Genomic DNA, 12,974 nt, shown 5'->3' on the forward strand with positions numbered 1-12,974 from the left:
GCCGTTCCCCTGTCTCACCAGCAACCCAAGGTACCCTGCATGGACGCTGCGCCCTGGCTCAAGAACTATCCCGCCGATGTGCCCCACGAGGTGCATCCCGAGCAATACCGCTCGCTCACACATCTGCTGGAGGAAGCCTTCACCCAGCATGCGGACCTGCCCTTTTCGGTCTGCATGGACCGCTGGATGAGCTACCGCGAGCTGGACCAGCTGTCCACGCGCCTGGGCGCATGGCTGCAGGGACTGGGACTGGAGCCCGATGCGCGCGTGGCCATCATGCTGCCCAATGTGCCGCAGTTCGCCGTGAGCATGGCGGCCGTGCTGCGCGCGGGCTACACCTGCGTCAACGTCAATCCGCTGTACACCCCGCGCGAGCTGGAGCACCAGCTCAAGGACTCGGGCGCCACGGCCATCATCATCCTGGAGAACTTCGCCCACACCCTGGCCGACGTGATCGAGCGCAGCGCCATCCGCCATGTCTGCGTCACGGCCATGGGCGATCTGCTGGGCGGCATGTATGGCAGCTGGATCACCTTCGCCGTGCGCCACCTGGCCAAGATGGTGCCGGCCTACAGCCTGCCGCTGGACGGCGAGGGCGGCACGGTGCGCGAGGTCACGACCTTTTCCCAGGCGCTGGCGCGCGGTGCCCAGAAAGAGCTGCGGCCCAGCCAGGCGGGACTGGATTCGGTGGCCTTCCTGCAATACACGGGCGGCACCACCGGGCTGTCCAAGGGTGCCGTGCTCACCCACCGCTGCATCGTGGCCGCCACGCTGCAGGCGCATGCCTGGTTCACGCCGGCCCTGCACGGGCGCGTCAGCGCGCAGGACACGCACATCATCGCGGCGCTGCCGCTGTACCACATCTTCGCCCTCACGGTGAGCCTGTTCGCCATGCGCATGGGGGCCAGCCTGAGCCTGATCCCCAATCCGCGCGACATCCCCAAGTTCGTCAAGGTGCTGCAGAAACGGCCTTTCCACATCCTGCCGGCCGTCAACACCCTGTTCAACGCCCTGCTCAACAACGCCCAGTTCCGCGAGCTGGACTTCTCGCAGCTGCGCGTGTCGCAGGCCGGGGGCATGGCCGCCAGCGAGGGCACGGCGCGCCAGTGGCAGCAGGTCACGGGCAGCGTGATGATCGAGGGCTGGGGCATGAGCGAGACCTGCGCCATCGGCACCAACAACCCCGTCACCGCCACCGCCTTCAGCGGCACCATCGGCCTGCCGCTGCCGGGCATCTCCATCGCCATCAAGGACGACGAAGGCCGCGATCTCCCGGCCGGCGAGGCCGGCGAGCTGTGCATCAAGGGCCCCAACGTCATGCGCGGCTACTACAACCAGCCTGACGAGACCGCCAAGGCCTTCACGGCCGACGGCTACATGCGCACCGGCGACATCGGCGTGATGGACCAGGAAGGCTACACCCGCATCATCGACCGCAAGAAGGACATGATGGTGGTCAGCGGCTTCAACGTCTATCCGAACGAGCTGGAGAACGTGATCTCCATGTGCCCCGGCGTGCTCGAATGCGCGGCCGTGGGCGTGGCCGACGAGCGCCAGGGCGAAGCCATCAAGGTCTACGTGGTGCGCAGCGACCCGGCGCTGACCGAGGACCAGGTGATGCGCTTTTGCCATGACCAGCTCACCGGCTACAAGCGCCCGCGCACGGTGGAGTTCCGCGACGAACTGCCCAAGACCAACGTAGGCAAGATCCTCAGGCGCGCCCTGCGCGATCCCGCCTGAAACCCGCACGGCCGCAGCTGTAGCCCACGCGTCAGCCGTGGCTGCCTGCGGCTGTTAGCCTCGGGCAAAAGCTGCCCACCTCCTCATGACAACCTCCGCCCCAACCAGCGACAGCGCCGCGCTGCCCCCCGGCATGACCGTGCTGGAGCGCGGCTGGCTGTCGGCCAACAACATCGTCTTCGCGGCCGACCCTGCCGATCCGCAGGACGACGGCGCGGCCGTGGTCGATACCGGCTACGTCAGCCATGCCGATCAGACCGTGCTGCTGATCGAGCAGACGCTGGCTGGCCAGCCGCTGGCGCGCATCCTCAACACCCATCTGCACAGCGACCACTGCGGCGGCAATGCCGCACTGCAGGCGCGCTGGCCGCAGGCCCGGACCTATGTCGCGCCGGGCCAGGCCGAATTCGTGCGCCACTGGAATCCCGAGGCGCTGAGCTACACCCCCACCGGCCAGGAATGCCCGCCATTTGCGCTGACCGGCGTACTGCAGCCCGGCGCCAGCGTGCGGCTGGCCGGGCGCGACTGGCAGATCCATGCCGCGCCGGGGCATGACCCGCACTCCATCATCCTGTTCGAGCCTGCCAGCCGCACACTGATCTCGGCCGATGCGCTCTGGGAAAACGGCTTCGGCGTGGTGTTTCCCGAAATCGAGGGCCTGCAGGCCTTCGAGGAAGTGGCCGCCACGCTGGATGTGATCGAGGCCCTGGCCCCGCTCACCATCGTCCCCGGCCACGGCGGCGTTTTCACGGGCGTGGCCGCGGCGCTGGACACGGCGCGCCGCCGCCTGGACGGCTTTGTGCGCGCCCCCGAGCGCCATGCCCTCTACGCGGCCAAGGTGCTGCTCAAGTACCGGCTGCTGGACTGGCAGCGCGTGCGCACCACTGAACTGCTGGCCTGGCTGGACGCCACGCCCTACTTCGGCCTGCTGCATACAGGCTATTTCAGCCACGAGACCGCCGAGCACTGGAGCCGCACGCTGGTGGATGCGCTGGTGCAAGCGGGCGCGGCGCAGCGCGAGGGCGAATGGGTTCACAACGCCTGAACGAAACAGATCCGCGATAGGCGCAAACCACGCCAATCACATCACCGGCCGCAAGCACTGCGCAGCTGCGGCACCACGGGCAGCATCTTCATCGACCGCGTGCGCAACCTGGGCAGCCCGATGCGCGACACCTTCAACATCGAGGACATCGAGATCGTCAAGGGCGCCTCGGGTTCCGAGTACGGGCGCAGGCGCCCTGGCGCCCGCCAATCTCTACGATCCCGGCGTCAGCGATGCGATCACGGGCCAGGACATCCGCTATGCCGGCCAGATCAACGAAGGCCACACCAAGACCCTTGCGCTGTACGCCTTCATGGCCTGGGAGCTCAGCGCGAACCTGAGCCTGCAGCTGAACGTCTACAACCTCGCCAACCAGCGTTACATCGCCAGCCTGAACAGCGACGGCGCGCGCCACATCCCGGGCGGGGCGCGCTCGGCCAGGCTGGTCGCCGCGCTGAAGTTCCGAGACAGGGCTGTTGCTGGGCGGCAACGGCCATCCATTCACTTATCAGATTATTCTTATATTTTTATTAGGAATCATTACCATTCTCAATCCAGGCAAAACTGCCTGATCCAGCCAGCACCGGCAAGCCAAGACAGCTCTCCAGCCGCCCGCGCAACGCCGGCCAGCAAGCCAGCATGTTCACTGCCCATCCCGCTTTCCGCTCAACCATGGCGAACTCCAACTCGTACATCAAAAGCCGCAAACACGACAGCGCTGGCCGCTCGCCGTCGGCCGGCATCATCGCTGCAGCCGCGGCCCTGGCCACCCTGGGCCTGCCGGCCGTGGCCCAGACACAGACGCCCAGCGCCAGGACCGTGCCCAGCCTCAAGGAAGTGACCGTCGAAGGCTCGCGCAGCACCGGCTACGAACCCGCACAGGTCTCCTCCCCCAAGTTCACGCAGCCGCTGGTGGACACGACGCAGACCATCTCCGTCATCAAGGAGCAGGTGCTGCAGGAACAAGGCGCCACCACGCTGACCGAGGCGCTGCGCAACGTGCCCGGCGCCGGCACCTTCTACGCGGGCGAGAACGGCAACACCAGCACGGGTGATGCCATCTACATGCGCGGCTTCGACACCTCCAACAGCATCTATGTGGACGGCGTGCGCGACGTGGGCTCCATCTCGCGCGACGTGTTCAACACCGAGCAGGTGGAAGTCACCAAGGGCCCGGCCAGCACCGACTACGGCCGCAGCGCGCCCACCGGCGCCATCAACATGGTCACCAAGCAGCCCAGCCTGGCCGACAGCTTCGGCGCCTCGCTGGGTGCGGGCTCGGGCAGCTACAAGCGCTCCACCGTGGACTGGAACAAGAGCCTGACCGGCATGGGCGGCGCGGCCTTCCGGCTCAACGCCATGGTGCAGGACGCCGGCGTCGCCGGCCGCGACCGCGTGGCCAATGACCGCTGGGGCATCGCACCGTCGTTCGCCTTCGGACTGAACACCGACACGCGCACCTACCTGAACGTGCTGCACGTCAAGCAAAGCAATGTGCCGGACGGCGGCGTGCCCACCATCGGCCTGCCCGGCTACAGCAACACCGATGCGCGCCTGAACGCGGGCCGCCCCGTGGACCCCAGCCGCTTCTACGGCACCAGCGCCGACCACGACGACGTGACGGCCGACATGGTCACGCTGCGCGTGGAGCACGACTTCACGCCCGACACCACGCTGCGCAACACCACGCGCTGGGGCCGCACCAAGCAGGACTACCTGCTCACGGCCTTCATGACGCTGTCCAGCAACAACAGCAGCAATCCCGCCGACTGGACCGTGTCACGCAGCCTGCCGACCTTCAAGAACCAGGTCAACGACATCGTCACCAACCAGACCAACCTGACGACCAAGCTGGCGACGGGCAGCGTGCGGCACGAGCTGAGCACCGGGGTGGAGATCACGCGCGAAAAGCAGAGCAACTACGGCACGGGCACCACGGGCGCCTGGCCCAATGCCAGCCTCTATGACCCGCAGGTGCCCAGCTCCGGCCTGAACTGGTCGCGCAACGGCGCCGACAGCAAGGGCTCGACCGACACCTTCGCGCTGTACGCCTTCGACACGCTCAAGTTCAACGAGCAATGGCAGGCCAACGCCGGCCTGCGCCTGGACCGCTACAAGACGCAGTACGACGCACGCGCCGTCTGCGGCGGCCGCAGCGGCCCGGCCTGCGGCAGCAATCCTGCAGGCACCGTGCTGCCCAGCGCCGTGGGCCTGGAGGCCTCCGACACCCTGCTGAGCTGGAAGATCGGCGGCCTCTACAAGCCCGCGCCCAATGGCAGCGTGTACGTGAACTACGCCCTGTCGCAGCAGCCACCGGGCGGAGCCAACTTCACGCTGTCCACGGCCGCCAACAACGCCAACAACCCCAACATGGACCCGCAAAAGGCCAAGACCGCCGAACTGGGAACCAAGTGGGAGCTGATGGACAAGCGCCTGCTGCTGACAGGCGCGCTGTTCCGCACCGAGATCACCAACGAGATCGTCACCAACCCTGACGGCACCGTGGGGCAGACCGGCAAGAAGATCGTGCAGGGCCTGGAGCTGGGCGCCACGGGCCAGATCACGCCCGCCTGGGGCGTGACTGCCGGCTACACGCTGCAGGATACCAAGGTGGACACGGGCGCCACCGTGGCGCAGGACGGCTCCAGCGGCCTGACCTATACGCCCAAGAACGCCTTCTCACTGTGGACCAGCTACCAGTTCCCGTTCGGCCTGACGCTGGCTGGCGGGGCGCGCTACTCGGGCGGACTCAAGCGTGGCACCGACGGCGCCGTGGGCACGCCCAACTTCACCGATGCCTACTGGGTCTTCGACGCCATGGCCAGCTACCGCATCAACAAGAACGCCGACATCCAGCTGAACTTCTACAACCTGTTCGACAAGGAGTATGTGGGCGCCATCAACAAGAGCGGCTACCGCTATTTCCCGGGCACGCCGCGCTCCGTGCGCGTGACGGCGAACTTCCGCTTCTGAGTGGATGCAAGACGGGCGGCCGCGCCGGCCTCGCCGCGCGCAGAGCGCCGACAATCCCAGTACCGCCCCGGCCCCGCCGGGGCTTTTTCCATGCGAGGAGGACCCGCACCATGATGCTGCACATTCCCGACGTGCTCACGCGCCAGCAGGTCACTGCGATCCGCACAGCCATCGACGCCGCCGACTGGGTGGATGGCCGTGCCACGGCGGGCAGCCAAGGCGCCCGGGTCAAGCGCAACCGCCAGTTGCCCGAAGACTCGCCCGTGGCACTGGAGCAGGGCCGCACCATCGAGCAGGCGCTGGCGGCCAATGCGCTGTACTTCAGTGCCGCCCTGCCCGCGCGCACCATGTCGCCGCTGTTCAACCGCTACGCGGACAGTGAAACCTATGGCCTGCACGTGGACGGTGCGGCACGGCGCCTGCCAGGCGCGCAGCAGTGGATGCGCACCGATGTGTCCTGCACCCTCTTCCTCTGCGATCCCGAGGACTACGATGGCGGCGAGCTGGTCGTGGTGGACACCTACGGCACGCACGAGGTCAAGCTGCCGGCCGGCGACCTGATCCTCTATCCCTCCACCAGCCTGCACCGCGTGGAGCCCATCACCCGGGGCGAGCGCGTGTGCGCCTTCTTCTGGGCGCAAAGCATGGTGCGCGACGACACACGCCGCGCCATGCTGTTCGAGATGGACCAGACCATCCAGCGCCTGCGCGAGAAGCTGGGCGAGACCGATGAAACCCTCAGCCTCGCGGGCCAATATCACAACCTGCTGCGCATGTGGGCCGAGACCTGAGGGATCGGATCCCTTCAGGGCTTGTGCTTTTCCGCGCAGCCGATCAGGTGGTTGTAGCTGTTGGACATGCACTGGTACATGGCCTTGGAGCGGCCCGTGGAGGCCTGGCAGTCGGCCACCGTGGCGTGCGTGCGCGCCTCGCGGAACTTGCCCGCGGTTGCATCGAACTGCGCCTGCGTGATGTAGCCGCCCTTGAGGTTCTTCTGGCCGTTCTCGACCATGGTGTCCACCTGGCTGCGGATGTTGTCCACGGCGGCTGCGCAGTTCAGCGGCACCTCCTTGGAATCGACCTTGCTCAGGCCCTTGGCCACGCCGTCCGCCAGCTCGCGCACCTGCTTGGGCAGCTTCTTCGTGCCGTCGGGATTGCGCTCTTCGCCAAACCGGCCCGAGCCTGCGCCCGAGCTGCCATTGGGCGAGACCTTGATCTGGCCGGCATCGGCCTGGTCGACGGGCAGCTGCGAACCGTAGTGCGTGCGCCCTTCGGCATCCACCCATTTGTAGACGGGCTGCGCCGCCGCCGTGCACGCCCATGCAAGACCCAGCGCGACCCAGGCCGCGCGGCTCCCTGTTGTTGTCATTCTTGAAACCCCTGCGGTATCCGGGGCCGCGGCATGCGACCCGCCAGTCGGTAACCAAGTGTAGCGCCGACAGGCATCGCCGCACCCCGCAGGAATGTCAAGTGCGGCTCAGGGCAGATCCTTGCTGGGGTCGGGCGTGGCCGCATCACGCGGGCCGATGGTGCCCAGGCGGCTCTTGAGCGACTGGGGCTGGCCCGTGATCAGCGCCGCGTAGTTGGTGGTGTTGGACAGCACCTTCTTCACATAGTCGCGCGTCTCGGTGAAGGGCACGTTCTCGGCCCAGATGGCGGCGTCGAGCACCGGGCCGTTGCGCCAGTTGCGCGGGCGGCCGGGGCCGGCGTTGTAGCCGGCCGCAGCCAGCGCCATGGAGCCGTCGAAATCGTCCAGCGCCAGCTTCAGATAGGCGGTGCCTATGGTGATATTCACATCGCGGTCATTGATCATGGACGGGGAAAAGTCCGTCATGCCGATCTTGCGCGCCGTCCACCGGGCCGTGGCCGGCATGACCTGCATCAGGCCCGAGGCGCCCACGCCCGAGCGCGCATCCATGATGAAGCGGCTTTCCTGGCGGATCAGTCCATAGACATAGGCAGGGTCCAGCCCGATGGAACGCGAGCGCGCCAGCACCGTGTCGTGGAAGGGCATGGGAAAGCGCTGGCTCCAGTCGGCAAAGCTGCGGGTGCGCTCGCTGGTGTTGATGCAGCGGTCCCAGACCTGCTGCTGGCAGGCCAGGTCGGCGGCAGCCAGCAGTTCGCGGTCGTTCATGCCGCCGGCCTGGTGCAGGTTGGTGGCGTAGTTCCATTCACGCACGCCTTCGCTGCGCAGGCCGTTCTGGATGGCGTAGAGGCCGCGCACCAGGCTGGGGTTGGCGCGGGCGGCGGCCTTCTCCTGTGCCGTGGGCGGCGCAGGCGGCGGTGGGGCCGTCACGCGCTGGCCGATGTCCTCCAGCGCCAGCTGTTCGTAGAAACTGCCGGGGCCGGCCATGTCCTCCAGCAGTTGGCGCGCCTCGGAGCGCTCCTGCTCGCTGGGGCGGCCCGACAGCAGGGCGCGGGCCTTCCAGTAGGTCCATGTGTGTTCGGTGCGCTCAGGTCCCATGGCGTCGATGGCGCGGCGCACCGTGCGCCAGTCGCCTGCACGCAACGCGGCACGCACCTTCCAACCCAGCAGTTCGTCGCTGAGATCGCCGTCCTTGCGCACCTTGCCGAAATAGGCCGCAGCCTCGGGCTGCAGCTTGAGCGCGGCCTGCTTGCCGATCACGCCCCAGGCCCAGTTGTTCTCTTCGGCCGTCAGCCGGGCACCCCAGCCGCCTTCCAGCTGGGTGGCCGCCGCCGCCGGGTCGCTGGACGCCATGCGGATCAGCGCCAGCAGCGCCAGTTCCTTGGGCACGGCACCGCGCACGCGCGTCTGCCCGGCAAGGTATTTCGCCGGCGAGGCGAACACCTGCGCCACCTGGGGCAGGGCCTCGGGCGCGACGATGGCCACGGCATCGCGCGTAGCCTTCTGGCGATTGGCCTCGGCCGACTGGCGTGCCTTGCGCCAGACTTCGGGCTCGCTGATCTGCTTGGCTGCGTACAGCTCGCCGGCAGCATAGGTGCAGCCGTCGTCGGCGTCGCGCTGGGCCCACCACAGGTCGCGCACCTGCTGGCCAAGATTGGCGGCAGGCTGGCCCTTGAGGTTGTCGATCAGCAGGGCATAGCAGTTGACGGAACGGTCATCGCGCATGCGAAACGCACCATGCACCTGGTCGAACATGCCCCAGTCGCGCCGCTGCCCCAGCAGCAGCAGCCAGTCATTGCGCAGCCGGTCTTCCTGGTAGGTGCCGGGCCAGCGCTTGAAAAACCCCAGAATCTCGTCGGCACTGGCTTCTTCGAGCCGGGCCTTGAGTTCCCAATAGGCGGCCCAAGGTTCGAGCACATGGCCACGCGCAGAAGGCAGCAGCTGCGTGAGCTTGGCCTTGTCGCCCTTGCGAAAGGCCTGCTGCATTTCCAGCAGGACGTCGTCGCCACGGTTTTGCGCCAGCGCAGGCGTGGCTGCGGTGGTCCAGAGGGAAGCCGCCAGAAGCGGTGTCAAAATCTTCAGCCAGTGCATGGAGGAAATTATCTGATGGACAAAGCAGCCCTGCGCCGCAGCTTGATAGACCAGCGCCTCAACCTTCCCGACCGATTGCAGCGCGCCGACGCGCTGCAGCAGGTCATGCGCTTTTGGCTGATACAGCGGCCCGACAGCATCATCGGCGCCTATTGGCCGATCAAGGGGGAGTTCGACCCGCTGCCAGCGCTTCACCGGTGGAAGGAAGATGGCGAGCTACAGGGTACCCCACAAAGACGCCGCATCGGATTGCCGGTGATCGACAAGCAGCGTAAGACACTCAGCTTTCACGCCTGGTACCCGGGCTGTCCCATGGAAGAGGACGCCTATGGCATCCCCAAGCCCAAGGACACCGAAACCCTCACCCCCACCCTGCTGTTCGTGCCCTGCGTGGGCTACGCGGCCGGTGGCTACCGCCTGGGCTATGGCGGCGGTTTCTACGACCGCACCCTGGCCGAGCTGCAGCCCAGGCCCTTCACCGTGGGTCTGGGCTACGGCTGCGGCTATGTGGACGAGTTCGAGCCCGAGCCGCATGACCTGCCGCTGGACGCCATCTTGAACGACCACGGAGTCGTCTGGCCGGTGTAGAACAAGCACCCCCTGAGGCGCTGCACGCCTTCCCCCTCTCTGCCCGCTTCGCGGGGGAGGGGGACGACACCCTCACTGCGGGGCGGCCCTTGCTCGGTGTCCCTCGCTTTTGGCCGCGCCGGTTTCTAGCGCTGTGCTTCTTTAGTTTGCTGTCTCGCGCTGCGCCTGCCATTGATGCCAGCCGCGGGCTCGCAGGTCGCAGGCGGGGCAGGTTCCGCAGCCGTAGCCCCAGTCGTGCAGCGTCTCGCGCGTGCCCTGGTAGCAGGTGTGGGTGTCGCGCTGGATGAGGTCCACCAGGGTGTCGCCACCCAGGTCGTGGGCCATTTGCCAGGTCTGGGCCTTGTCTATCCACATGAGCGGGGTTTCGATGCGCAGGCGCCGCTCCAGGCCCAGGTTCAGGGCGAGCTGCATGGCCTTCATGGTGTCGTCACGGCAGTCGGGGTAGCCGGAGTAGTCGGTTTCGCAGACGCCGGTGACGATGACCGACAGGCCGCGACGGTAGGCCAGCGCGCCGGCCAGGGTCAGGAACAGCAGGTTGCGGCCGGGCACGAAGGTGTTGGGCAGGCCGTCGGCCTGCATGGCGAAGGCCACGTCCTCGGTCAGGGAGGAGCCGCCGATCTGCTGCAGCACGTCCAGCGAGAGAACATGGTCGTCACCCAGACGCGGTGCCCATTCGGGAAAGTCCCTGGCCAGCCGCTCACGCACCTGCTGGCGCACCTGCATTTCCACGCTGTGGCGCTGGCCGTAGTCGAAACCCAGGGTCTCGACGCGCTCGTACATCGACAGTGCCTGCGCCAGGCAGGTGGTCGAATCCTGGCCGCCGGAAAACAGGACCAGCGCAGCCGTGTGGCGCCCCGCTGGCGCCTGGGGGGAAGAGCTATCGTTTTGCATGGCACGCATTAGAGCGCGCCCAGGCAGCGCCCGGCTCCTACATGGGTTTTCCTGCCATGCTTGCTAAGCTGTAGGGCCTATCGCGAAGGTTGCGGCCATGCTCACGCTCTATATCGGCAACAAGAATTACTCATCCTGGTCCATGCGCCCCTGGGTGCTGATGCGCCAGGCCGGCATTGCTTTCGAAGAAGTCATGCTGCGCTTTGACAGCTTCGACGAGCAGTCCGCCTTCAAGCAGCGCGCCCGCGCGCTGTCTCCCTCGGGCCGCGTGCCCGTGCTCATGGATGAAGGCATGGCCATCTGGGACAGCCTGGCCATCTGCGAGTACCTGGCCGAGAAATTCCCTGAAAAACACCTGTGGCCGACCCTGGCCCTGAACCGCGCCCGCGCGCGCAGCCTCTGTGCCGAGATGCACAGCGGCTTCGGCGCGCTGCGCTCGCTGTGCCCAATGAACATCGAGGCCCAGTTGCCCGAGGTCGGCGCGCGGCTGTGGGCCGAGCGCGCGGACCTGCGCGACGATGTCCAGCACCTGTCCGAGCTGTGGCAGCCGCTGCTGTCCACGGCCAGCGGCCCCATGCTGTATGACCAGTTCAGCATCGTCGATGCCTTTTTCGCGCCCGTGTGCATGCGCCTGACGACCTACGAGCTGCCGCTGGCCCCGGCCATCGACGCCTACGTGCGCCGCGTGCGCGCCTTGCCGGGCGTGCAGGACTGGGTGCAGGGCGCACTGGCCGAGCACGATTTCCGGCCGTTCGAGGAGCCCTACCGCAGCGCGCCTGCGGCCGGCTGAGCGGCGCACCAGCAAAAGTCGGAGCACTGCTGCGCTGGGGTGGGCGCGGCCTGCGCAATGCCGCGGTTGCGGAGCCAGTGCAGCGGCCGTCCGGCTGGCGCTGCTTGAGTTCGTCTCCAGAAAGAATCCGGAAGAAAGCATGCGCTCGGCACTCCATCGGTGCGTGGAGGCAGCCCGCCATCATGTCACCGCCCAGGCCCTACCATTGCGGCATGAGCGAATTTCAGGTGTACATGGTGGGCGGCGCGGTGCGCGACCGTCTTTTGGGGCGGGCCGTGCATGACCGCGACTGGGTGGTGGTCGGCGCCACGCCCGAACAAATGTCCGCGCGCGGCTTTCTGCCAGTGGGGCGGGACTTCCCGGTCTTCCTCCATCCCGAGACGCACGAGGAATACGCGCTGGCGCGTACCGAGCGCAAGAGCGGCCTGGGGTACCGGGGTTTCGTCGTGCAGGCGGCGCCCGATGTCACGCTGGAGCAGGATCTGGCCCGGCGCGACCTGACCATCAATGCCATGGCCGCTCCTGCGGACTGGGATGGTGAAAGTGCCATCACCGATCCCTACCACGGCCAGGCCGATCTTCAGGCCCGGGTGCTGCGCCATGTGACCGGGGCCTTCCGCGAAGACCCGGTGCGCATCCTGCGCGTGGCGCGCTTCGCGGCACGTTTCCACGAATTCACGGTGGCGCCGGAAACCATGGCTCTGATGCAGGAGATGGTGGCCGGCGGCGAGGTGGATGCCCTGGTGCCCGAGCGCGTGTGGCAGGAGATCAGCCGTGGCCTGATGGAGCGCCGCCCCTCGCGCATGTTCGAGCTGCTGCGCGAGTGCGGTGCGCTGGCCGTGCTGCTGCCCGAGCTGGAGCGGCTGTGGGGCGTGCCCCAGCGCGCCGAGTACCACCCCGAGGTCGATACCGGCGTGCACGCCATGATGGTGCTGGACATGGCCGCACAGCTCGACGCCCCCCTGCCCGTGCGATACGCCTGCCTGGTGCACGACCTGGGCAAGGGAACGACGCCGGCCGATGTGCTGCCGCGCCACATAGGCCATGAGCAGCGCAGCGCCCGGCTGGCCGAGAAAGTGGGCGAGCGTCTGCGCGTGCCCACGGACTGCCGCGAACTGGGCGACGTGGTGGCGCGCGAGCACGGCAACATCCACCGCAGCGGCGAACTCAACGGCGCCGCCATCGTCCGCCTGCTGGAGCGCTGCGACGCCATCCGCAAGCCCGCGCGCTTCGAACAGGCCCTTGCGGCCTGTGAATGCGACGCGCGGGGGCGCCTGGGTTTCGAGGACCGGCCCTACCCCCAGCGCGCCCGCCTGCGCGATGCGCTGGCTGCCGCGCTGTCCATCTCCACCTCGGACATCGCGGCCCAGGCCGCCGCGCGCGGCAAACAGGGCAAGGCCATAGGCGAGGCCGTGCAGGCGGCACGCGCGCAGGCCGTGGCAGATTGGCTGGCGCAGGCGGCCTGAGCGCAAAGGCCGCCACACACGGGA

Annotated in this window: 10 protein-coding genes; 7 read left to right on the forward strand and 3 right to left on the reverse strand. The window is 67.7% G+C overall.

The annotated features are described in order from the left end of the window. Positions 1-39: 39 nt before the first annotated feature. The 4 genes from G4D77_RS12550 (at position 40) to G4D77_RS12565 (ending at position 6,549) form a co-directional block, all read left to right on the forward strand. Entirely contained in the window at positions 40-1,740 is a 1,701-nt protein-coding gene (locus G4D77_RS12550) for an AMP-binding protein (RefSeq protein WP_126311293.1), read from the forward strand. An 85-nt stretch (positions 1,741-1,825) separates the two neighbouring features. Then, positions 1,826-2,785, forward strand: a complete 960-nt coding sequence (locus G4D77_RS12555; protein WP_154835824.1) for an MBL fold metallo-hydrolase — start codon at positions 1,826-1,828, stop codon at positions 2,783-2,785. 672 nt (positions 2,786-3,457) lie between these two features. Continuing rightward, complete coding sequence (locus tag G4D77_RS12560; RefSeq protein WP_154835826.1) at positions 3,458-5,758, forward strand: catecholate siderophore receptor Fiu; 2,301 nt, start codon at positions 3,458-3,460, stop codon at positions 5,756-5,758. 110 nt (positions 5,759-5,868) lie between these two features. Then, complete coding sequence (locus G4D77_RS12565) at positions 5,869-6,549, forward strand: Fe2+-dependent dioxygenase (RefSeq protein ID WP_154835828.1); 681 nt, start codon at positions 5,869-5,871, stop codon at positions 6,547-6,549. 14 nt (positions 6,550-6,563) lie between these two features. Here G4D77_RS12565 and G4D77_RS12570 read toward each other — a convergent pair whose 3' ends face one another. After that, a complete protein-coding gene (locus G4D77_RS12570; protein WP_047217751.1) occupies positions 6,564-7,127 on the reverse strand; it encodes a DUF4124 domain-containing protein in 564 nt (187 codons plus the stop codon). A gap of 108 nt (positions 7,128-7,235) precedes the next feature. Continuing rightward, on the reverse strand, positions 7,236-9,215 hold the full coding sequence (locus tag G4D77_RS12575; RefSeq protein WP_016446505.1) for a lytic transglycosylase domain-containing protein: 1,980 nt from the start codon (positions 9,213-9,215) through the stop codon (positions 7,236-7,238). A gap of 15 nt (positions 9,216-9,230) precedes the next feature. Here G4D77_RS12575 and G4D77_RS12580 point away from each other — a divergent pair, with 15 nt between their 5' ends. Beyond that, positions 9,231-9,803: a 5-formyltetrahydrofolate cyclo-ligase gene (locus G4D77_RS12580; RefSeq protein WP_016446506.1), complete on the forward strand. Its 573-nt coding sequence runs from the start codon at positions 9,231-9,233 to the stop codon at positions 9,801-9,803. 141 nt (positions 9,804-9,944) lie between these two features. Here G4D77_RS12580 and queC read toward each other — a convergent pair whose 3' ends face one another. Continuing rightward, positions 9,945-10,703: a 7-cyano-7-deazaguanine synthase QueC gene (gene queC / locus G4D77_RS12585; RefSeq protein WP_047217753.1), complete on the reverse strand. Its 759-nt coding sequence runs from the start codon at positions 10,701-10,703 to the stop codon at positions 9,945-9,947. Positions 10,704-10,791: 88 nt separating this feature from the next. Between queC and G4D77_RS12590 the strand changes: the two genes are divergently transcribed. Together G4D77_RS12590 and G4D77_RS12595 are read left to right on the forward strand one after the other, a co-directional pair. Then, on the forward strand, positions 10,792-11,484 hold the full coding sequence (locus tag G4D77_RS12590) for a glutathione S-transferase family protein (RefSeq protein ID WP_016446508.1): 693 nt from the start codon (positions 10,792-10,794) through the stop codon (positions 11,482-11,484). A 212-nt stretch (positions 11,485-11,696) separates the two neighbouring features. Beyond that, entirely contained in the window at positions 11,697-12,950 is a 1,254-nt protein-coding gene (locus tag G4D77_RS12595) for a multifunctional CCA addition/repair protein (RefSeq protein WP_154835830.1), read from the forward strand. The last annotated feature ends 24 nt before the right edge of the window (positions 12,951-12,974 follow it).

Source organism: Delftia sp. WY8 (assembly GCF_018437695.1).
Lineage (GTDB): Bacteria > Pseudomonadota > Gammaproteobacteria > Burkholderiales > Burkholderiaceae_C > Comamonas > Comamonas tsuruhatensis.